Origin of the sequence: Corynebacterium sp. ES2715-CONJ3 (assembly GCF_024814365.1) — a bacterium.
Classification (GTDB): domain Bacteria; phylum Actinomycetota; class Actinomycetes; order Mycobacteriales; family Mycobacteriaceae; genus Corynebacterium.
The window spans coordinates 248,064-270,872 of the sequence record NZ_JANUXS010000003.1; the positions used below are offsets into that span (position 1 = coordinate 248,064).

The 22,809-nt window shown below is 53.5% G+C and carries 18 protein-coding genes; 14 read left to right on the plus strand and 4 right to left on the minus strand.

Annotation, left to right across the window (positions count from 1 at the left end):
• The 3 genes from NXT00_RS05190 to NXT00_RS05200 all read right to left on the minus strand — a co-directional run bounded on the left by NXT00_RS05190 (nucleotide 1) and on the right by NXT00_RS05200 (nucleotide 4,464).
• On the minus strand, nucleotides 1-1,539 hold the full coding sequence (locus NXT00_RS05190; RefSeq protein ID WP_259078015.1) for a LutB/LldF family L-lactate oxidation iron-sulfur protein: 1,539 nt from the start codon (nucleotides 1,537-1,539) through the stop codon (nucleotides 1-3).
• A complete protein-coding gene (locus tag NXT00_RS05195) occupies nucleotides 1,536-2,321 on the minus strand; it encodes a (Fe-S)-binding protein (protein WP_259078013.1) in 786 nt (261 codons plus the stop codon). Before NXT00_RS05195 ends, NXT00_RS05190 begins: the two co-directional genes overlap by 4 nt.
• Nucleotides 2,322-2,793: 472 nt before the next feature.
• A complete protein-coding gene (locus NXT00_RS05200; RefSeq protein WP_259078012.1) occupies nucleotides 2,794-4,464 on the minus strand; it encodes an L-lactate permease in 1,671 nt (556 codons plus the stop codon).
• A gap of 561 nt (nucleotides 4,465-5,025) precedes the next feature.
• Here NXT00_RS05200 and argS point away from each other — a divergent pair.
• From argS to thrB, 4 genes are all read left to right on the plus strand, one after another.
• A complete protein-coding gene (argS, locus tag NXT00_RS05205) occupies nucleotides 5,026-6,678 on the plus strand; it encodes an arginine--tRNA ligase (RefSeq protein ID WP_259078010.1) in 1,653 nt (550 codons plus the stop codon).
• A 79-nt stretch (nucleotides 6,679-6,757) separates the two neighbouring features.
• Entirely contained in the window at nucleotides 6,758-8,107 is a 1,350-nt protein-coding gene (lysA, locus tag NXT00_RS05210) for a diaminopimelate decarboxylase (RefSeq protein ID WP_259078008.1), read from the plus strand.
• Between the two features lie 112 nt (nucleotides 8,108-8,219).
• Complete coding sequence (locus NXT00_RS05215; protein ID WP_259158337.1) at nucleotides 8,220-9,566, plus strand: homoserine dehydrogenase; 1,347 nt, start codon at nucleotides 8,220-8,222, stop codon at nucleotides 9,564-9,566.
• Nucleotides 9,567-10,481, plus strand: coding sequence for a homoserine kinase (gene thrB, locus NXT00_RS05220; RefSeq protein ID WP_259158339.1), 915 nt, complete (start codon nucleotides 9,567-9,569; stop codon nucleotides 10,479-10,481).
• Here the strand turns inward: thrB and NXT00_RS05225 are convergent.
• A complete protein-coding gene (locus tag NXT00_RS05225) occupies nucleotides 10,478-12,205 on the minus strand; it encodes a long-chain fatty-acid--CoA ligase (protein ID WP_259078003.1) in 1,728 nt (575 codons plus the stop codon). The genes thrB and NXT00_RS05225 overlap by 4 nt on opposite strands.
• 426 nt (nucleotides 12,206-12,631) lie before the next feature.
• Between NXT00_RS05225 and rho the strand changes: the two genes are divergently transcribed.
• The 10 genes from rho to NXT00_RS05275 all read left to right on the plus strand — a co-directional run bounded on the left by rho (nucleotide 12,632) and on the right by NXT00_RS05275 (nucleotide 22,807).
• Nucleotides 12,632-14,500: a transcription termination factor Rho gene (gene rho / locus NXT00_RS05230; RefSeq protein ID WP_259078001.1), complete on the plus strand. Its 1,869-nt coding sequence runs from the start codon at nucleotides 12,632-12,634 to the stop codon at nucleotides 14,498-14,500.
• A 3-nt stretch (nucleotides 14,501-14,503) separates the two neighbouring features.
• Complete coding sequence (gene prfA, locus NXT00_RS05235) at nucleotides 14,504-15,577, plus strand: peptide chain release factor 1 (protein WP_259077999.1); 1,074 nt, start codon at nucleotides 14,504-14,506, stop codon at nucleotides 15,575-15,577.
• 5 nt (nucleotides 15,578-15,582) lie between these two features.
• Entirely contained in the window at nucleotides 15,583-16,419 is an 837-nt protein-coding gene (gene prmC / locus NXT00_RS05240; RefSeq protein WP_259158341.1) for a peptide chain release factor N(5)-glutamine methyltransferase, read from the plus strand.
• A gap of 44 nt (nucleotides 16,420-16,463) precedes the next feature.
• Nucleotides 16,464-17,114 carry an L-threonylcarbamoyladenylate synthase gene (locus NXT00_RS05245; RefSeq protein ID WP_259077996.1) on the plus strand — a complete coding sequence of 217 codons (651 nt, stop codon included), beginning with the start codon at nucleotides 16,464-16,466 and terminating at the stop codon, nucleotides 17,112-17,114.
• Complete coding sequence (locus NXT00_RS05250) at nucleotides 17,115-18,329, plus strand: MraY family glycosyltransferase (protein WP_259077995.1); 1,215 nt, start codon at nucleotides 17,115-17,117, stop codon at nucleotides 18,327-18,329.
• Nucleotides 18,326-18,757, plus strand: coding sequence for a hypothetical protein (locus NXT00_RS05255; protein WP_259077994.1), 432 nt, complete (start codon nucleotides 18,326-18,328; stop codon nucleotides 18,755-18,757). The genes NXT00_RS05250 and NXT00_RS05255 overlap by 4 nt, the downstream gene beginning before the upstream one ends.
• Before the next feature lie 1,512 nt (nucleotides 18,758-20,269).
• Nucleotides 20,270-21,061, plus strand: coding sequence for a F0F1 ATP synthase subunit A (gene atpB, locus NXT00_RS05260; RefSeq protein ID WP_259078435.1), 792 nt, complete (start codon nucleotides 20,270-20,272; stop codon nucleotides 21,059-21,061).
• A 97-nt stretch (nucleotides 21,062-21,158) separates the two neighbouring features.
• A complete protein-coding gene (locus tag NXT00_RS05265; RefSeq protein WP_259077993.1) occupies nucleotides 21,159-21,398 on the plus strand; it encodes an ATP synthase F0 subunit C in 240 nt (79 codons plus the stop codon).
• 33 nt (nucleotides 21,399-21,431) lie between these two features.
• The gene (locus tag NXT00_RS05270) at nucleotides 21,432-21,980 is read left to right on the plus strand and encodes a F0F1 ATP synthase subunit B (protein WP_259077991.1); all 549 of its coding nucleotides are present in this window, start codon (nucleotides 21,432-21,434) and stop codon (nucleotides 21,978-21,980) included.
• 8 nt (nucleotides 21,981-21,988) lie between these two features.
• The gene (locus NXT00_RS05275) at nucleotides 21,989-22,807 is read left to right on the plus strand and encodes a F0F1 ATP synthase subunit delta (RefSeq protein ID WP_259077989.1); all 819 of its coding nucleotides are present in this window, start codon (nucleotides 21,989-21,991) and stop codon (nucleotides 22,805-22,807) included.
• The last annotated feature ends 2 nt before the right edge of the window (nucleotides 22,808-22,809 follow it).

The window sequence follows — 22,809 nt, forward strand, 5'->3', positions numbered from 1 at the left end:
TTAATTCTCCTCGCCCTCGTTGAGCTTATTGGTGGGAAGACCGTCGTGGCGGGCGTCAGTGAGCAGCTGCTGAGCCTCATCAGATTCGAACCACTGTCGGAAGGATTTCTTTGGTGGCACCGCGGTATCGCGAATATCGGTCCAACCAGAAAGAAAGGATGGTAGATGCGTAATCTTGCCGTTGAAACCTCCGAGAATACGCCCCATGAAGACCACACGCGTTGCAAGGTTCCACAGAGTCGGAGAGCCCCACGTCATTTGCATAGCACCCATAAGTGCACCTTCGACGAGTGGCTTGTGCTTTTCCACCTTCTGGTGGCGCAGTTCAAGGAGGGTCTCCACAATAGGGATTTTAACCGGGCACACTTCATTACAGCGACCACACAGTGAGGAGGCATAGGGGAGATAGTTATTTGGATCGTCGGAGGTGTCCATGCCAGTTAGCTGCGGTGACAAAATAGCACCGATGGGGCCAGGATATGTGGAGCCATAAGCATGTCCACCGGCGCGCTCGTAGACGGGGCAGACATTCAAACAAGCTGAGCAACGGATGCACTTGAGAGCTTCGCGGCCGAGTTCGTCAGACATTGCGGCAGTGCGGCCGTTATCGAGCAGAATTAGATGGAAGTTCTGAGGGCCATCGCCTTCAGTAACCCCTGACCACAGTGAAGTATAGGGATTCATGCGTTCGCCGGTGGAAGAGCGCGGCAGTAATTGCAAGAAGGTCTCGTAGTCGCGGAAAGTTGGCAAAATCTTCTCAATGCCCATCACGGAAATGAGGGTTTCCGGAAGTGTAAGGCACATACGGCCATTGCCCTCTGATTCCACAATCGTGACGTGCCCTGTTTCCGCGATACCAAAATTGGCGCCCGAAATAGCTACCTTGGCTTCCATAAACTGTTCACGTAGGTATACGCGAGCAGCCTCTGCCAGCTCCGGGGGATCGGAGCTAATCGATTCGTCGATATGACTCATCTTCTTCAGGAATATAGAGCGAATCTCGGCTCGGTTGCGGTGAATAGCAGGAACCAGAATGTGGGAGGGGCGATCCTCTCCTAACTGCACAATCAGCTCAGCGAGGTCAGTTTCTTGAGCAAAAATACCAGCTTCCTCGAGCTGTTCATTAAGAGCAATCTCTTGGGTAGCCATAGATTTAATTTTCACGACGCGATCGACATTTTGCTCCTTCACCAAATCGAGCACGATCTTGCCAGCCTCGGCGGCATCGCGCGCCCAATGGACGTGACCGCCGCGGGCAGTGACTGCTTCCTCGAACTGCTCGAGCAGCTCGGGAAGATGCGCCTGGACATAACGCTTGGTCGTGGATCCTGCTTCACGCAGCGCTTCCCAGTCATCAATTTCAGAGATGACCTCGTGGCGCTTATTCCTAATATGCGTGGTGGCCTTGGTGAGATTACGCCGCTGGGTAACATTATTGAGCCCATCATGGGCTTTATGTGGGAAGGAATCATCGCCACGCAACATCGACGGTGCTGTTGCGTAGGGTGGCATGGGTGGGGTGCCGAGATTAATGCTCACAGCATTGCCTCCTTGGAATAAGCGGCCGACGTGGGGCTCCATTCGTGATCTTTAGTGGATGCAAGAATTTCCGCGATATGAATAGCGCGGATGCCAACATGCTGACGGGAAAGGGAACCGGCGATATTCATTAAGCAGGATGAATCGCCACCAGTAACGAATTCTGCTCCCGTTATCTGAATATTACGGCATTTATCCGAAACCATCGCAGCGGAAGTTTCCGCGTTCTTAAGCGAGAAAGTGCCACCGAATCCGCAGCATTCTTCCTTATTAGGCAAATCGATAAGCTCCAGGCCTTCGACATGCTGCAATAAGCGGTATGGGCGGTCGCCAAGTTTGAGAAAGCGCAAGCCGTGGCAGCTGGGGTGGTAGGTCACCTTGTGAGGGAAGAAGGCGCCGACATTCTCCACACCTGCGACATCGATCAGAAATTCGGGGAGGTCGAGGGTCTTTTGAGCGCACTTCTTGGCGCCATCAACTAGAGAGGCGGTGCCATAGCGTTTAGCCAAGTGCTCGTGATCATCGCGGACGGCGGTAACGCAAGAGCCAGAAGGGGAAACGACATAGTCGATGGAGGAATCCTCGAAGGCGTCTACGTAGTTCTTTACTTGGCCAATCGCTTCGCGTTGGTAACCGGTATTGACGTGCATCTGACCGCAGCAGGTTTGGGCCTTGGGGAAAACGACTTCATGGCCCAAGCGGGATAGAAGCAAAGCGGTGGCCTTCGAAGCATCGGGGAACATGGCGTCACCGATGCATGTAGAGAAGAGCGCAACTCTCATGTGGTACTACTCCTGTCTTGTGGAAGTTAGATATTCACGCCGCGCTTAGTTCAAAGCTCCACCCGAGGGTGACGCATCTGTGGCCCGAAAATTGCGAGTAATCCTTGGGTTAGAGAAAGCGTGAGACGCGAAAATAGCTACCTTTTACCCTACCTGATCACCCTTAGTTAATCTAACCAAAACTAGCACTAAAATAGCGACCTAGCTGCCAATATATAAGAAACACTAGTGTTTCAAAAAGGCTAACCTAACTTAGGTTAAGGTAAGAACGGTACTGAGCGCTTACTTTCCGATATTGTCAGTTCCCGCTTGAATCGTTGCGGGTGGTAAGCCGCATAAAAAGGGGAACAGTTGTCAATAAAAAGCACCCACTTACTCCCCCTTATATGGGGGAGCAAGTGGGTGTGGAGACCTTGCGAGATCATGCGAGATCTAGCGGGCTAAACCCTTATTCCGTAGAGGCGGAAAGCCACTACGGCACGATGGGGGCCATGAAGCTAAGAACGTTAGTTTGGAGGAAGACCAAGGAGCATACAACAAAAAGCATACCCAGGGACCACCAGACAACGGCTTTGAAAATTTCAGACTCGCGACCTTCCATCTTCACCGCTGTAGCGGCAATTGCCAAGGACTGAGGTGAAACCATCTTGCCCACTACGCCGCCCGAGGTGTTGGCAGCGAGCATAAGGTCGGGATTAATGCCAGCAGTATTAGCAGCGGTCACCTGCATCTTAGAGAAGAGTGCATTAGCCGAGGTATCTGAACCCGTTACGGCGGTTCCCACCCAACCTAGAGACGGAGCCAAGAAAGCATATGCGCCGCCGAGCGATGCGACGAACTGGCCGATAGCCACCGTTTGACCAGAGTAATTCATAACATAAGCTAGCCCAAGAACCAAGGTGATGGTCAGGGCGGACCAGCGCATACGATAAGCAGTTGAAGTGAATTCGTTGACCACTTCTCCGGCTGTTAGCTTATAACGGCCGTTCTCCGTGAAGATTGCGTAGATAACTGCCACGATGAGACCCGAGATGAGCAGGAGGGAACCGGGGTTGTGAATGAGCAACAAGGTATAGCTGGAATTCACTGGATCGCCATCAGCGGTGACAAGGCGATCAGCCAGAAGTGGCCAATCGAAGGAGATCTTTGGAGCCTTGAGGAGGTCAGGAATGGTACTACCCAAGTTGGCAACACCGAAGACGACTGTCACCACGGCATATGGCAATAAAGCCATCCACACGCGCATTGGAGGTAGCTCCTCGGAGGTTGCGGCCGGAGGGAGCTCCATGCGCTTACGCATCTCGTCCACGCCCCGGGGATCCCAGAAACGAAGGAAGACAAAGGCGGCACCAAGCGAAACGATACAAGCTACCACATCGGTGAGCTGGTAGGCGAAGAAATTCGAGGTAGCCCACTGGGCAATGGCGAAAGCGAAACCAATAACAAACGCTGGTACCCACGCCTCCTTGAGTCCCTTGAATCCGTCCAAAATGATGAGCAAGATAGCCGGCACAAAAACCGCGATGAGTGGGGCCTGGTGACCCACAATAGCCGCAATATTCTCGGTTTGTTCGAGGGTGCGACCGCCCACAGCGCCCGCCGTGGTGATGGGGATGGCCACGGCGCCGAAGGCCACGGGAGCGGTATTAGCCAAGAGGACCACGGTGGCAGCCTTGAGCGGTTTAATACCGAGAGCCAAAATCATGGTGGCCGTGATGGCCACTGGTGCACCAAAGCCCGCCAGGGCTTCGAGCAAGCCGCCGAAGCAGAAGGCGATAAGAATAGCCTGGATGCGGACATCGCCGTCGCCTAGCTTATCGAAGGTGCGGCGGAGATCCTCAAATCGGCCCGATGCCACCGTGATCTGGTAAAACCAAATAGCCATCACGATAACCCAGACAATGGGTAATAGCCCGAAGAGCGCACCGCGCAGGGTGGCGCTTAGTGCGAGGTCGATGGGCATATTAAAGCCTAAGACTGCCACCACGATAGCCGTGAGGGTAGCCACGGCAGCGGAAACATGGGCGCTTGTTTTTACACCGATGAGCATGACGAAGAATGCGAGTAAGGGTAGGGTGCCCACTAAGGCTGATAGGCCGAGGCTACCGCCAACTGCATCGGTCACAGCGGTAAATTGGTTCACTGCAACTCCTTTGACTGGATAGTATTGTCAATATTTTTATGAAGAGTTGCGCCCTAGTTATATCCCGAGGCGCAACCATAACGCCCACCGCGATCATAAACCCCTCAGGCGAGCGTCAAGGTTGCATGGTGGACTGGATTTATGGTCTTCTCGTGCAGATAGGGAGAGAGCAGCATGACCTTTCAATCGGTGAAGCCTGAAGCTGCGCTGCCGAAGAAAGATGATGACACCCCTACCTATGTGCTCCGCTAACAGCTTAACCCCCCGCAGTGTCTGATGTGGGCCTCGTGGGGGTTTTTCGGCCTGTTGAAAATCGTCGAAAATTACCCCCGTTTCCTTGAAAACCAGCAGTTAAACCTGTTGAGAGTCGTTTTGGCTAAGAATTCAAGGGGGTAGCGGGGTGGCGGTGGGCGTCTTGAATAAGAGGTGGAGAGAAATCGGGGGACCCATCTATGCAGCCAAGGGGAACACAACCCAGTAATCGAAGCGCTCGCTGACATGTCTTTTTTCAACAGCATGTGATGTGACTGCCGAAAAGTAGATACGCTAAACTCACTGCCTATGACACCTGCAGAACTCTCACAACTCATCACCTCCACGGCGTACCAAGTACTCTCCGAGAAACAGCTCGATACTTCGGTATTGCCTGAAACTGTTGTCGTGGAACGCCCTCGCAATCCTGAGCATGGTGATTACGCCACCAATATTGCCTTGCAGGTAGCCAAAAAAGTCGGAATGAACCCGCGCGAATTGGGTCACCTACTTGCGCAAGCCCTCAACGTCATCGACGGCATCGAATCCTGCGAAATCGCTGGACCTGGCTTTATCAATATCACATTGCAAGCTGCAGCCCAGGGGGCGATTATCGCGCAGATCCTTAAGCTGGGAGCCCAGTATGGGGCCGGCGATGTCCTCGCTGGCAAAAAGATTAACTTGGAGTTCGTATCGGCTAACCCTACTGGTCCCATCCACTTAGGCGGAACTCGGTGGGCTGCCGTCGGTGATTCGCTGGGGCGAATAATGAGCTTTAGCGGGGCTGATGTGACTCGCGAATACTATTTCAATGATCACGGGCGACAGATCGACCGATTTGTCAATTCCCTGCTCGCTGCAGCCAAGGGCGAGCCTACGCCAGAGGATGGCTATGGGGGAGAATATATAACCGAGATTGCAGCAGAAATTACCTCCGCTCACCCAGATGCACTCAATCAAGACGATGAGGTAATGCGCGAAATTTTCCGCAGCCACGGAGTTGATATGATGTTTAGTCATATTAAATCCTCACTTCGTGAATTTGGCACCACCTTCGATATATTCTTCCACGAGAATTCGCTTTTCGAGTCCGGCGCGGTTGACCAAGCTATTGCAGCCTTAAAAGAGAACGGCAACCTGTACGAAAAGGATGGCGCATGGTGGCTGCGTTCCACTGACTATGGCGACGACAAAGATCGCGTTGTTATCAAATCGGACGGAGACGCAGCCTATATTGCCGGCGATATCGCCTATGTCAGGGATAAATTTGAACGCGGCCATGACATTGCCATCTATATGTTGGGCGCCGATCACCACGGTTATATCTCGAGACTCAGGGCCGCTGCCGCCGCTCTAGGCTACGCTCCTGAGCGGGTAGAAGTTCTCATTGGTCAGATGGTGAATCTCGTGCGCGACGGCAACGCGGTAAGAATGTCCAAGCGTGCCGGTACCGTGATTACTCTCGACGATCTTGTAGCCGCTATAGGTATCGATGGTGCCCGCTATGCGATGATCCGCTCATCAGTGGATTCAACCCTCGACATTGATCTTGAGATATGGCAGTCTCAATCCTCTGATAATCCCGTTTATTATGTGCAATACGGTCACGCCCGCCTGTGCTCATTGAGCCGTAAGGCCGCAGAGCTCGGCATTGAAGCCATAAACCCAGACTTCTCGTTACTCAAGCACGAGCGGGAGGGAGAACTCATCCGCACGCTCGGAGAGTTCCCTGCTGTGGTGCAGGCCGCCTGTGAATTGCGAGAACCGCACCGTATTGCGCGCTATAGCGAAGTTTTGGCAGGTACTTTCCACCGTTTCTACGATAACTGTCAGATTCTGCCAAAAGTAGGGGAGGAAGCTGCTGACATCCACACCGCGCGCCTCGCTCTAGCAATGGCCAGCCAACAGGTCTTAGCCAATGCCTTGAACCTTCTCGGCGTTCGTGCGCCAGAGCGGATGTAGAAGCAGTGCCACTTTCAAGCCCACGGGGTGTCCTGCCTCGTGGGCTCCTTTTAATATTTGACCGGAAGATGATGAACGCGTGAATTTTAATGATCTCCCCGCCCATATATGGCCCCGCAATGCGTGCCGATCAGCCGATGGTGGTGTCACGATCGCGGGTGTGCCACTTGCAGCGATTGCCGCTGAATTTGGAACCCCCACCTTCGTTGTTGATGAAGACGACTTCCGCTCGAGGTGCCGCGATATGGCCAAGGCATTCGGGGGCGGAGAACACGTGCACTATGCAGCCAAAGCATTTCTTACTACCCGTATCGCCCAATGGGTGGCAAGCGAAGGTCTCGCCCTCGACATCGCTTCGCACGGAGAATTGCAGGTTGCTCTGCGCGCCGGTTTTCCGCCCGCACTTATCGCAGCCCATGGTAATAACAAAGACGCTGCTTTTCTTGGTGATATTGTCGCCAACGACATCGGTCATGTGATAGTAGATTCCCATCAGGAAATTGAAGAACTGCAGGACATAGCTGCGTCCTTGGACAAGGTTCAAGATGTTATGGTGCGGGTTAAACCAGGTATCGATGCTCATACACACGAGTTCATTGCCACTGCCCACGAGGACCAGAAATTTGGATTCTCGCTTTACTCAGGCTCTGCGTACCGTGCTGCTCGCAGAATTGTTGAATTAGAAAACTTAAATCTCGTCGGTCTTCACTGCCACGTCGGCTCTCAGGTTTTTGATGCTGAAGGCTTCTCGCTTGCTGCTGAGCGGGTGCTTAAACTGTATGGAAGGATTTTAAAGGAGCTGTCTGTGGGTCGAGATTTCTCAATTCTCGACCTTGGTGGGGGCTACGGTATTGCTTATACGGAATCCGAAACTGCCCTCGATGTTGACGCAGTAGCTAAAGATCTGTTGCGTCGCGTCGCTGATTACGCCCACCGCGAAGACGTACCCATGCCTTTTGTGATGGTAGAACCAGGACGGGCAATTGCCGGCCCATCTACAGTGACCCTCTATACGGTGGGCACAGTAAAAGATGTGAGCTTGGATGGGGGATATTCGCGCCGCTATATCTCGGTGGATGGGGGGATGAGCGATAATATCCGCCCGGCACTCTATGAGGCTATCTACGATATACGCAAGGTGGACGGCTTCAGTTCAGCGCCGACAGTGGATGCTCGAGTGGTGGGTTCGCACTGCGAATCCGGGGATATCGTGGTCAACCATGCGCAGATTCCTACCGATATTGCTCGGGGAGATTTGGTCGCCACTGCTGCTACGGGCGCCTACTGTTATTCGATGAGCAGTCGATACAATATGCTCATGCGCCCGGCAATTGTTTCGGTCAAAGATGGCCAAGCGCAATTAATGGTGCGTCGCGAGACCATCGAGGATTTCCTCAACCTTGAAGAGAACGACAACACTTCCGCATGAAGAATTCATGGTGTGCGGTCTATGGTTTAGAATTTGGCAATAGGTTTAAAGAGGTAGCGAGAGATTTCGCGACTTAAATGCCATAACTTTTTATTTGATAACGGGAGTTACTATGAGCGAAACCCATCCGGCAAGCAATTTCAGGCATGGTAAGGGAGAGAATTCACCCGTGGGTGTGGCCATCTTGGGCAATGGAACCGTGGGTTCACAGGTACTTCGGCTCATGGTTGAAAATGCTGAAGAATTTGCCCACCGGGCAGGCGGCCCCCTCGAGGTTCGCGGTGTTGCAGTGGCCAACAAAGAGAAGCACACCTCGAGTCTTGCCGCCGAACTGGGTGTTCTTACCGACGATGCCGCCTCCCTGATTGAGCGTGACGACGTCGATCTCGTTGTCGAAGTTATCGGCGGTATCGAATATCCACGTGAGTTAGTCCTTAAAGCCCTACGTGCCGGTAAGTCCGTGGTCACGGCCAATAAAGCACTGGTGGCCGCTCATTCAGCAGAGCTATCCGAGGCTGCGGATTCCGCGGGGGTGGATCTTTATTTTGAGGCGGCAGTTGCCGCTGCTATCCCAGTGGTTGGTCCACTCCGGCGTTCCCTTGCAGGTGATCAGATCGAATCAGTGGCCGGAATCGTCAATGGGACTACCAACTTCATATTGGATGCGATGGATTCCGCCGGTGCCGAATATGAGGATGTGCTCGCCGAAGCCATGCGCTTGGGCTATGCAGAAGCAGATCCCACCGCCGATGTTGAGGGATACGATGCTGCATCCAAGGCCGCCATTCTTGCATCTCTAGCCTTCCACACGAGAGTGACAGCGACGGATGTATACTGCGAGGGCATCTCAGCGATTACTTCGGATGATATCAAGGCCGCTCGAGCAGCTGGTTATACCATTAAACTACTGGCTATTTGCGAGCGCTTGACCAACGATAGAGGTCAACGCTCTGTTTCCGCTCGTGTTCACCCAACCTTAATTCCACGGGATCACCCTTTGGCTAGCGTGAGTAAGAGCTTTAATGCGATCTTCGTTGAAGCGGAAGCTGCTGGTCGCCTAATGTTTTACGGAAATGGTGCTGGTGGTAACCCCACCGCCTCCGCGGTTCTAGGCGATATTGTGGGCGCCGCGCGTAATAAAGTATTCGGTGGCCGAGCTCCTGGTGAATCCACGTATGCTGATTTGCCGATCGCTGACTTTGGAGATGTCCCAACCAGGTACCACATCGATATGAAGGTTATTGATAGGGTGGGTGTGCTGGCTGAGATCACACAGATCTGCGCTGACCAGGGTATATCCTTGCGCACGGTGCGCCAAGAAGATCACCACGGTGAAGCTCGCCTCATCCTCGTTACCCATACCGCCAAAGAACGGTCGCTAGCCTCGATGGTTTCAGCCCTCGAAGAATCCGATACCTGTCTATCGGTAAACTCCGTACTACGTTTTGCAGGAGAGTAAATGAGCCACCAACTTCAACCTGGTCGTCATATTACCTGCTCGGTGCCTGCATCAACGGCCAACTTGGGCGCAGGTTTCGATTCTCTTGGTCTCGCGCTTGGACTTTACGACACGGTAGAGGTCATAACGACCGATGCGGGACTAGATATTGAGGTTCATGGCGAGGGGGCTGGGGAAGTTCCCCGCGATAGATCCCACCTCGTTTACCGTGCCCTTGAGGCTGGACTGTCGGCAGCTGGGATAACGGTTGCGGGTTTGAAAATTATCTGCCACAATAGGATCCCGCATTCTAGAGGCCTTGGTTCCTCGGCCGCAGCCGCGGTTGCGGGAGTGGCTTTAGCTCAAGCATTAACTGGTGATGCACTCGATTCTGCTACCCTTTTACAATTAGCCTCTGAATTTGAAGGTCACCCCGATAACGCCGCAGCTTCTCTTTTCGGTGGCGCCATTATTTCATGGTCAACTGCTGGTGAAAGTAAGCGCTACCAGGCGGTCACCACTCCGGTTCATCCCGACCTCAAGGCTACGGCTTTTGTACCAAGTTGCCACGCCTCCACACATGAGGTGCGTAAAGTCTTACCCGCAAGCATTTCTCACCTAGATGCCCGCTTTAATATTTCGCGTGCAGCTTTAATGGTCGCCGCCTTAAACGAGCATCCCGAGCACCTGCAGAGCGCCACAGAAGACGTGCTGCATCAACCTTATCGTGCCGCGGTCTTAGAGCAGACTGCCTCATGGATTGAGCGGTTGCGGGACAAGGGCTATGCAGCTTACCTTTCCGGTGCTGGCCCCACCTGTATGGTGTTAGGAACCACCTGGGTCGACCAGTCGCTCATCGATGAAGCTGTAGCCGCGGGATTACAAGTTCTCACTCTAGAAATTGCTGGTGGAGTGAGCACCAAGGTCATAGCTTAACGAACTCGGGAGCTGCCCGGTCCGGGTAGTTTAATGATGTCGAGATCGCCGCGGGCCGCGGTAGCTCTGAGTTCGATCTTGTCGAATTTTCCTACTGAGGTTTTAGCAATATTTTCGACAAAGGCCCAGTACTCAGGAAGCATCCACGAAGGGAACGTTTCGCGTAGGTGATCGCGTAATTTATCTGCGGTCTCAAAGGTAGCATCGACATCAGCAACCAATTTGGTAATTGCTAGCGGACGCTCACCCCAGGTGCGGTCGTGGTTTCCAATAACGGCGCACTCAACAACTTCAGGTGCGGACATGATTTCATTTTCCAAGAGGCTGGAGTAAATCCATTCTCCTCCGGAACGGATGACATCTCGGGCGCGGTCGTTAAGAATGAGGAAACCATCAGCAGTAACCGTGCCGACATCACCTGTGCGAAGCCACCCATCTTCAGTGAACTGTTGCGCATAATTATCGGCTTTAGAGGGGTCTGACGGGTGATCGCTGACTGCTGAGCCTTCGTTCGAGGAGTGATAATAAGAACCGGTAATCCACGTACCCCTAACCTGAATCTCACCATCGTGGCGCTCCGTGCTATTGACCACCCGGCCATCGTTGACCACACGATAGTCAACGGCGGCGGGGAAACGACCTTGGGTGATCCGGTAGGAACGTTCGGCATCGGGTGATAGTCCAGTAGGCGGACGGGCCACCGTGGTGACACCAGAGGTTTCGGTCATGCCCCAGATTTGAACGAGATCAATGCCGAAGTTATTGCGCCATAAATCCATCAGCGCCGGTGGAACGGGGGAACCACCAGAAAAAATCTCCCGCAGCGAAATATTATTTGGTGGGTGCGCCAGATAGTACATCACGACCTGAATCCAGATGGACGGAACTCCATTTGCAGCCTGCGGAGAGGTGGTTTCTATGAGCTCTGCTAGGGATCGTGGTGTTAAATCAGCCCCTGGAAATACTAGGGGTGCCCCAGACATGACTGCGGCGATGGGCACGCACCACGAAAGTGTGTGATAAATCGGGACGCAGCACAGAAAGGTTCGTCCATGCGAAATTCCCAAGGAGTCGGAGGTGCGCAAACTGATCGCTTTCAAATACAAAGAGCGCTGGGAATACACTACGCCCTTCGGCTCGCCAGTAGTGCCAGTGGAATAACAGAGTGCTGCTGCAGCATTTTCCGGCAGTAGGGGCCACGGATAGGTCGAACGCCGCCCGTCGAGGAGGGCCTCATAAGAAAAGGTGGTAATGCCTGAAGGTATATAGCGTGAAGCCGCCTGCGGATTGGTGCGACCGATGAAAATCACTGCCCGAACGCTCGGGCACCCCGTCGATAGGACCTCACCCAATTGTTTTGCCAGGCGCTGATCGGCGATAATAACCTGATCTTCCGCAAGATTGATGATATGAGCAATCTGCGCATTCAGTAGCTGCTTGTTCAGAGGATTAAATACTGCCCCCATACAGGTCACAGCAAAAAGGGTCTCCAGGTGCTCAGTGCAATTAAACATGAAGGTGCCCACCCGATGGGAGGGTTTGATTTCCAACTCATCGGCGAGGGCATGCGCGAGCGCGGCCGCTCGCGCAGCCAGTTCACGGTAGGTGCTTGTAAATTCCTCCCCAGATTCCCACGTTTTAATGAGCGTAGGCCCGAATGCGCGCGCACCGTAATCCAGAATGCGAGAAATATTAAGAGGGACTTCCTGCATGGTAGAAAGCATGAGTATAAGCGTAGCAATCAGTTCGCTAGGACCGTAAGCGAACTCGCCACCTTATTAGCTGAATGCCGTGAGGGGAGAAGAGAGTTCTCATACGGCCATTTTTCATATTCGCGCAGATTGAGCTAGACTAACGAACGAACATACCAATCTTTGCCTCCCCCGCGTCCGCACTATTTGCACCAGAGGTTGTGCGCGTTGAATTTCGCTCAAACGGGAGAAGCCTGCAAATTCTGTGACTAAAGATTGCTCAGTTTGTTCATCCACATACATAGTAGGACTTGCTCCGCATTTCATGGTCTTCCATTGAAGGGCGTCGCTGTCACGATGCCTTGCCGCATCGGCATTCAGCGCCCCAATGGCCATCGATGGCTGATATACCCCAACCTCACAGCTAGCAACGAGCACAGTGAAACTGAAAGGACATCTGTGACTACAACAGATCAAGGCGCACCGCGAAATCTCGCAGCTCTGCGCCTACCTGAGCTGCGGAAAATGGCAGCCGATCTCGGTCTTAAAGGAATTTCCGCCCTGCGTAAGGGCGATTTAATAGCCGCCATCAACAACGCCGACCACGCTCCAGCCCGGGCTGAATCTACCCCCAGTGACAATCGCCCAGTTGCTGACAATCAAGAAACTGACACTACCGACAAGCGCCCACGTCGTCGGCGGGTGACTAAGCACAGTTCGGCCGACTCCGCTTCGGCCGAGGGCGACGAGAGCTCGCAGCCTAAGCAGCGTACTCAGCGGCGCCATCAGGACGGCGAAGAGGGCGATAATCAGCACGAGGATACAGAATCCAGAGATGCGGGCTCAGAGGATGAGCGTGATGGTGATAACCGCTACGAATCCCGCTCGGCTGCACGTCGCGCGCGGCGGAACCGCTCCCGCCGCGACGAGAGGGGTCGAGGACGACATAGTCACGATGGTGCCGATGAGTCGGCTCCGCAGAACGACAACTCAGAACAGACCGATTCCGCATCCGATGACGATTCTCAGGACAATCGCTCCCATCGGGGAGATCGTCGGGGGGAGCGTCGTGGCCGCCGAGGGCGACGTGGACGGGACGGCCGTGATAACCGCGACAGCCGCGACAATCAGGATGAGCGCGAAGCCAAAGAAGAAAATATTCAGGAAGCTGCAGGAATTCTCGATATTGTCGATTCCAATATCGCTTTTGTACGAACCTCGAGCTATCATGCAGGGCCAGCGGACGTCTACGTTAATAACCAGATGATCCGCCGCTTAGGGCTGCGATCCGGTGACTATATTGTCGGTGGTGTCCGTGTGGGCGGGAATAACGACAATCGCGGTAACTATGGGCGCGGTCGCAATCGCCAGAAATATAACCCTCTCGTTCGCGTTGATTCCGTCAACGGCATGACGGTAGAAGAGGCTAAAGCCCGCCCCGCCTTCAACTCGCTGACTCCACTGTATCCAAACCAGCGCTTGCGTTTGGAGACCGAGCAAAATATTCTCACAACCCGCGTTATTGACTTGATCATGCCTATTGGCAAGGGGCAGCGAGCCCTTATCGTATCGCCCCCGAAGGCCGGTAAGACCACGGTTATGCAGAATATTGCCAATGCCATCGCCACAAATAACCCTGAGTGCTATCTCATGGTGGTGCTTGTAGACGAACGGCCTGAAGAAGTCACCGATATGCAGCGTAGCGTAAAAGGCGAGGTCATTTCCTCGACATTCGACCGTCCGCCATCAGAGCACACCGCGGTGGCCGAATTAGCCATTGAGCGAGCCAAGCGTCTAGTGGAGCAGGGTCAAGACGTGGTGGTTCTACTCGACTCTATTACGAGGTTGGGCCGCGCCTACAACAACTCCTCACCGGCTTCTGGTCGTATTCTCTCCGGTGGTGTGGACTCCAACGCTCTATATCCGCCGAAGCGCTTCCTCGGAGCGGCTCGTAATATCGAAAATGGCGGCTCGTTAACGATCATCGCTACGGCCATGGTGGAAACCGGTTCCGCGGGTGACAACGTGATCTTTGAGGAATTCAAGGGCACCGGCAACGCCGAACTGAAGCTGGATCGCAAAATTGCAGAGCGTCGCGTATTCCCAGCAGTGGATGTTAATCCTTCTGGTACACGTAAGGATGAGTTGCTTCTCGCTCCTGAAGAAGCCCGCCTGATGCACAAGCTGCGCCGAATCCTTTCGGCATTGGATAATCAGCAGGCTATTGATCTATTGATCAAGCAGCTGAAAAAGACGAAGAGTAATCGCGAGTTCATGATGCAGATCGCTTCCTCGTCAATTATGTCTGCTGATAACGAACAGGAGTAACTGGTGGCAACACACGTTTCAGCCGTTGACGATATCGTCTCGGAGTATCAGGGCATCGAGGCACAGATGTCTGATCCCGAGACCATGAATGATCAGGCTTTATTTAGGAAACTCTCGAAGCGCTATTCAGAGTTGCAGCCAATCATGAATGTCAATCGGAAACTGGTTCAGGCTCGCGAAGATCATGAAGCCGCAGCATCAATGGCGCACGAGGATGCCGAATTCAAGGCTGAAGCCGAAGAATTAGAGGGCACAATCGTGCAATTGGAGGAGCAGCTGGCCGATCTCCTGGCTCCGCGCGACCCCCATGACTCTGAGGATATTGTTATGGAGGTTAAAGCCGGAGCTGGCGGCGAAGAAGCTGCACTCTTTGCAGGAGAGCTGGTGCGGATGTACCAGCGCTTTGCCGAGAAGCACGGTTTCATTACCGAAGTACTCGATCTCTCAGAGTCTGATCTTGGCGGTGTCAAGGATATAACCTTGTCAATTCGTTCGAAGCAGCCCTCCCGAGACGGAGCGTGGAGCATTTTTAAGTTCGAGGGTGGCGTCCACCGCGTACAGCGTGTGCCTGTCACCGAATCTCAGGGGCGGATTCAAACCTCAGCCGCTGGAGTACTGGTCTACCCTGAGCCTGATGAGATCGCGGAAGTGGAGATCGACGATAAAGATCTGCGAGTCGATGTGTACCGCTCGTCTGGTAAAGGTGGCCAGGGTGTGAACACCACCGATTCAGCGGTGCGTATCACCCACCTGCCTACGGGCATTGTCGTCACCTGCCAGAAAGAGCGCTCCCAGATCCAAAACAAGGCTCGCGCAATGCAGGTGCTCGCTGCACGACTGCAGGCGCTTGCTGAAGAGGCAGCAGATGCCGAGGCTGCTGAAGGGCGCGCCGCACAGATTCGCACTCTCGACCGCTCGGAGCGAGTGCGAACCTACAACTGGCCCGAGAACCGAATCTCCGATCACCGCATAGGCTACAAGTCGAATAACCTCGACTCAGTTCTCAATGGTGATCTCGATGATCTCTTCTCGGCACTGCGAGACGCCGAACGCGCGGCGCGTCTCGAAGCGGAGTAAGTCACGTGCGTGACCTTCTCACGCAAGCTGAAGCCACCCTTGCTCAAGCGGGGGTGGCTTCGCCTGCCTATGACGCCCGAGCGCTGGCCGCACATATTCTTAAATGTCAGCCTTTAGATCTGGGTTTTCTCAGCTCTGTTCCCGAGGATTTTGCCCAGGATTTTTCACTGCTAGTCGCGAGGCGCGCTCTCAGGGAGCCGCTGCAATATATAATTGGCACCGCAGCCTTCGGGTCGCTCGACTTAGCCGTCGGACCAGGAGTTTTTATACCCCGACCTGAAACCGAAGCCATGGCTCAGTGGGCTGTGGAGCATGCTCAAGAAATGCTGAAGGAGCGGAAGGCGCCAAGAATTGCCGATCTTTGTACCGGTTCCGGAGCCATTGCTGGTTATATAGCGACTTCGCTGGGACGCCACGCTCAGGTCTTCGCTGTGGAAATCTCTGCAGCAGCCTTAGCCTATACCAAAAAGAACCTGGCTCCTTTTGACAACGTAGAGATTATTGCTGGTGACGCCTGCGATCCGCGAATAGTACCGAAAGATCTCGATATGATCCTTACTAACCCACCCTATGTACCAGAAACGCCCACACTGGAACCGGAAGTTTACGCCGATCCGCCCCAAGCCGTATTCGCAGGCGAGTCGGGTATGGAGATCATAAATAAACTTGTCACTACTATTGACTCGAACTTAAGACCTGGTGGATTGATTGCAATTGAACACGACGACACCACGCAAGATGAAGTTATCACTCTGCTAGCCACGCATGGCTTTGAGAATATATGCGGGCATCTGGATGCTGCGGCTAAGCCGCGATTCGTAACGGCAAAGAGTAAGCTGTAACACTTGAGAGACGATCTATAGCCAAAAAGAATAAAGAGGCGATCATGAGCAGAATTTACCAGTGCAGTTCAGCCGATAACCGGGCATTAGGGATCAAAGCCGCCCTCAGTGCAGTCGAGTCGGGGCAACTAGTGGTGCTTCCTACCGATACGCTTTACGGCCTCGGCTGTAACGCCTTTGATATTCGGGCGGTTGAACGCCTGCTCACTACCAAAGATCGCGGACCAAATATGCCCGTACCCGTTCTTGTTGGTAGTTGGGAGACCGCTCGCGGACTCGTCCACTCGTATGATGATCGTTTGCGTACTCTCATCGAAGCTTTCTGGCCTGGCGCGTTGAGTATTGTTATACCGCAAGCTCCGTCGCTGAGGTGGAATCTCGGGGATACGAGGGGCACAGTCATGTTGAGGATGCCCCTTCATCCAGTAGCAATCGAGCTTTTACGAGCAACCGGTCCCATGGCCGTGTCGTCAGCGAATATCTCTGGTCAACCACCTGCAACTACGGTCGTTCAGGCTAAAGAACAGTTGGGCGATAAGGTTGCGGTGTATCTCGACGGGGGAGAGTGTGCCGCTAAGGTTGCCTCATCGATTCTCGATCTCTCAGGTACCCACCCTAAATTACTGCGCGAAGGCGCCCTGAGTGCTGACAGAATCGCAGAGGTTCTCGATGTTGATCCTGAGAGCATCAGGTAGATGGGGGCGGGAGTTGCCGGCGTCCCGATGCGCGAACTAGGGCTCGTGCTTCTAGTTGCCGCTTCTTTGACATATCTCACCACAGGGATCGTACGAATGGCCATGGTCAAGGCCGGACGCATGGGGGAGATCCGCGAGCGCGACGTGCACTTAGTTCCTAAGCCGAGACTTGGCGGCGCCGCTATGTTCACAGGATTTGTTTGTGCCGTCCTACTAGCGGCTCAATTGCCAGCTCTCACGAGGGGTTTTCAGCCACTGACCCCAGAGATGGACGCTGTTTTGGCCGGCGGTTTCATAGTAGTCTTGGTGGGAATTTGCGACGATCTCTGGGAACTCGACGCTCTTACGAAACTCGTTGGCCAGCTGGTGGCCGCGATCATCATGGTCTTCTTGGGACTTACCTGGACACTTATATGGTTGCCGCTCGATGGCGGGAGTACGTTCATTTTGGACCCCATCGCCTCGACGTTCGTGACGGTCCTATTCACCGTTACCCTCATCAATGCGATTAACTTCATCGACGGCCTTGATGGCTTAGCTGCTGGCGTGGGCCTCATCGGAGGGGGAGCGATCCTTCTCTACTCGCTGACCGTCCTCCATGATCAGGGCGGAATGGTCTCCGCCTATCCTCCGGCTATTATTGCGGCAGCGCTCGTAGGTATCTGTGCAGGCTTTTTGCCCCATAATTTTGAGCCCGCCCGAATATTCATGGGTGACTCCGGTGCCATGCTGATCGGTTTGTTACTAGCGGCAGCCTCAACCTCCGCATCAGGAAAAACTAGCCTCAGCCTCTACGGGGTCGTAGATATTATTGCTCTTTTATCGCCGCTCATGGTGGTCATTGCGGTGATCCTCATACCTGTGGGCGATCTCATTGTGGTGGTTATCCAACGGTTGTTACGCGGGCAATCACCTTTTTCAGCGGATCAGCTTCATATCCACCACAGGTTATTATCCATCGGACATACCCATCGCAGGGCGGTACTGATCATCTATGCCTGGGTATCCTTGGCGGCTTTTGGAGCCGTGGCGTTTTCCATCGTACCGTCGCAGGCCGCTAGCATCGCTACTGTCGTGTCCTTTATTGTTGTGGTGGCCCTAACGGCACGCCCTATTTATGAAGGAAGAAGAGAACGCCAACCTGAACTTAAGATTCTTATAGACTCTCACCCTCAAGCTCCTCCAGCGATCAACGAAAGTTTTAAAAACCCGTGAAAACACGCTCGCCCTACGATGACCATAAAAGGCCCCTCAATCGAGCCCTCTATTTTGGTCTGCATGCCCTCGTCATTGTCACGATCGTCCTGCTTATGGTGTGGGGAGCGGTCAGCGGACTCCCCGGATTGTGGGGAGTCTTGGTGGGATCGGGTATCGGTGGTGCCTTTATGCTGCTCACGGTGATAAATGTGCTCATTACCGCATCCTCGTCACCGAGTACTACTGGGGTGGTGATATTGGGTGGATGGCTGGTCAAACTTATCGTGGCCGGTATCGTTCTCTACTCCGTTCGAGACGCCGAATTTTACGATCCGGTTGCGCTTTTCAGTTCCGTGGTGGCTGTGTGCATTGTCGTGATTGGCGCCGAGGTCTATGGGATTATGACCACCAACGTCACCTACATAACTCCGCAGGACACTCCCTAGCCACTACAGACACAACGCTCTCCCCAGCGGTTATCTCGATAGATCAATCGGATTCCTCGATGTCGCCGAGCTACAAGCAACGAGACCCTACACAACGTCTCGAGCTCAAAGGGCAAGCTCTTCTCCTCGCTCTATAGCGTTTCTTCCGCGACTGCCGCTGTGGATAACAATCCAATGCGCGTCCCATCGAGTCAGCTCAACGGAACCGAGGAGCACCTCGTCCACGGTACGCGATCGTGAGTTTTCTTAGTAAGGTCATCGATCGGGATTAGCGGGCGTGACCAAAAATGATACCCCAAGTTATCGCATTACCCGCGGCGATTGTGTGAGAAGAATTGGATACAGGTTTTCTGTGTCTGTGACAACTCCGCCGTCGATCCGGATAACCACGAAACTTCGACAAAAGTAGGCGGGGTCTCCCTACCGAATGAGCTCAGCTCATCGGTTGTTTTTTTCTCGCTCACGGGTCAAAGAGGCAAGCGCCCGTTTCCCATTTGCACTGCGGTTTCTAGGAATAATAACGCTGGATGAACCTCGGAAACTCTAAGGTTAGCTAAGCGGATATAGCCAGATCGCTGGCGAGCGCACATTGGGTGCAAGCTTCGAGCTTGGCAGTGGGCGTCTCGCTCCCTGCTAGTTGTGCCTTCTCATCCACCCTGCTTCAGGCTTGCTTCATATGCCGGCACCAGTGCACACACGAGCACCCTTGATACGAAACCAGTGACGTTGGTCGCGGGCTGTGTTTTTGTGGTGTGCGAGCTCAGAATAATATTTTCCTCGTGCCGATGTCGGATCACCCGCGGTAATGTTTATTTCGGACCCCTCGAAGAGTCGAATAGCAACGCCTGGATCGCCGCTACTTATATTGAGAACTGGAGGGAAAATCTAACCAATATGGATCGGTTGAGATTATCTATTAATTGTCTCTTTAGTCGTTATGGAGCATTAAGAGCGGTGGGTGGGTCTCTCGCTAAGATATCAGGCTGCGGGGTTAAGAGAGATATAAGGCTGAGGTGGTCATCAGTGATATCGAGTTGGTAGACCCGCGGCTATGGACCATGTGCACGACCTAGCGGTTGTGCACTAGATTTCGAGTGCGCACGGTCATGTGGAGTAGTCGTGCTCTACTCGAGTGGAGTGGGAATTTAAGCAGAATCCAACGAGTATGGATGTGAGTAAAATTACCCCCGTAACTGAGTGTGAGCGACGTTATGGGTCGCTTATTAGCGCAGCTTAACTAGCACTCTAGCTCTTCGGGTTGGCGGGGCTAGAATTTCGCTGAGCCGAGTGGGAAGAAAAGTATGGTTTGGGCTGCTAGTCTTACACGTGGGCTTATATCTCGGCGAGTGCCTGCTCGCAATTGATCGAGACTTAGGTTCTGGGTTGACTACCGATGTGTAAGGGAATTGGTAGTCAGTACCAAGAAATGACATGACGTCCCTTACACCACGATTTTTCAAAAAATAGATTTTCGTGGCCCGAACACGGGAGAGAACGCTGAGCGTTATACAACTGGCCTTAGAGGGTGAATTTCACGCGCCCGATTTGGATCATGAATTTTTCCCGGATGCCATTTGGTTCGCCGATATTGCGAACGGCTGGTTCACAATCGACCGTCTGGTGTTTGTCCGCTTAATTATGGTTGGCGTTCTTCTGGCATTCTTCCTCATTGCTATGCGTCGCCCGAAGCTAATTCCTTCGGGCTTGCAGAATGTTGGCGAGTTGCTGTTGGACTTTGTGCGCATCCATATCGCAGAAGAGATCCTCGGGAGGAAAGAAGGGCGGCGGTTCCTGCCGGTTATTGCCACAATCTTCTTCCTGGTGCTGTTTATTAATGCCCCGTCGATCATTCCGTTCCTTAATATTTCGCCCAATGCTCGTATCGCTATGCCATTAGTGTTGGCGATTGTAGGTTATATAGCCTTCATTTACGCGGGCGCTAAGAAGTACGGATTCTTCAAGTATATGAAGAGTTCAGTGGTGATCCCCAACCTGCCGCTGCCGCTACACTTTGCGGTGGTGCCACTGGAATTTTTATCGACGTTTATTCTGCGCCCCGCCACACTCACGGTTCGTCTGATGGCGAATATGCTGGTTGGACACATCATTCTGGTTCTGCTTTTTTCTGCTTCTAACTTCTTTTTCTGGCAGATGAATGGCTGGACCGCCTTATCGGCAGTCACCTTGGTTGCTGGTGTCGCGTTCACTATCTTTGAGATGTTGGTCATCTTCTTGCAGGCCTATATTTTCGCCCTGCTAGTAGCCGTCTACATCGAATTGTCGTTGCACGCCGACGAACACTGATCCACATAGCGCATCTTGTTCTAAGATCGCTAATTAATCACATATTTTTGAAACTTGCTCGGAAGAACTGAGCACGAAGAAAGGGAATGACACTCTCATGAATGAAGTCATCTTGGCTCAAGAAGCAGCTGGAGTTACCGGCTCCATTGCCACCCTCGGCTACGGCCTTGCAACCCTAGGGCCCGGCCTCGGCTTGGGTTTCCTTGTAGGTAAGGCTCTCGAAGGCATGGCACGCCAGCCAGAAATGGCCGGTCAGCTTCGTACCAACATGATTCTCGGTATCGCTTTCGTGGAGGCCCTCGCACTGATCGGTCTTGTCGCCGGCTTCATCTTGTAATTACTAACGACGACTAGGAAAGTTTGAGGATTCATGACGAACGTCATTTCTTTAGTAGCTGCAGACTCAGAAAATTCTGTGCTGCTGCCAGCGAATTACGACATCGTCTGGTCGCTCGTTGTATTCATCGTCGTGGGACTCGCCTTCTGGTTATATATCAACCCGAAGTACCAAGAGGTCCTATCCGAGCGTAAAGACCGTATCAAGGGCGGCATCCAGCGTGCTGAAGCAGCGCAATCGGAGGCCAAAGCAGCCCTCGAGAAGTACAACGCTCAGCTAGCTGAAGCTCGCACCGAAGCTGCCGAAATCCGTGAAGAAGCCCGCCAGAAGGGCAAGCAGATCGAGGCCGAGATGAGGGCCAAGGCAACCGAAGAAAGCCACCGGATTATTGAGTCTGGTGAGAAGCAATTAGCTGCCCAGCGGGAGCAGGTTGTAGCCCAATTGCGTAATGAGATGGGGCAGCATGCAGTGGCTTTGGCTGAGCGCCTCATGGCTGAGCAGTTGTCGGATGCAACCAAGCGTTCTGGCACCATTGATCGTTTCCTGGCCGATCTCGACACGGTCCCAGCGGCAGGAAAGTAGGCCTACTTATGCACGCAGCAAGTCGCTACGCACTCGCTCAGCTATCTGCCAGCCTCGACGAGGATCTGCGCGGAGAAGATCAGGCTATTGCGGCGGCCGCCCAGATCGGCACTGAACTATTCGACGTGGTGGAAGTTCTGGACGAGGAGCGCCGCTTGCGCACGTCGGTTGCCGATGTTTCCCTCAGCGCCGATCAGCGCGCGGGCCTCATTGCAGCTGTATTTGCCGACAAGGTGTCCTTGTCCACACTTAAGCTCCTCCGCGCGGCAGCGGCAAAGGAATGGTCAACTCCGCGAGAGTTTCGAGCTGGGCTCGTTCAACTAGGCCGTCGCGCAATCTTGCGTTCGGCTGACTTGCAGGGACAACTTTTGCAGGTGGAAGATGAACTCTTCCGCCTATCTAGGCTGCTCCTCAAGCAACCGCAACTTGCCCTGAGACTCGATGACCGGAGTGCTGACTCATTAAAGAGGCGTGAGCTATTTGCCCACATTCTTTATGGCAAAGTCACAGCTGCAACCGAAACCCTAGCATTACAGGTTGTGGGTCGGCGCGAGGCAAATATTATCGACGATCTCCACGAGATTTCGACATACGCCGCCAGCATGTGGGGGCGTGAGGTTGCTTACGTGGAATCTGCCGTTGAGCTTTCCGAGTCCCAAAAACAGGCGCTGTCAAGCAAGTTAGAGCGTATTTATGGTCGTGCGATGAGCATCCACTTAGAGGTTAATCCCAGCCTCCTCGGTGGCATGATCATCCGAGTTGACGACGAAGTAATTGATGGCTCCTATACCGGCAAGATTGACCGGTTGCGTCTTTTGCAAGTCTAAAA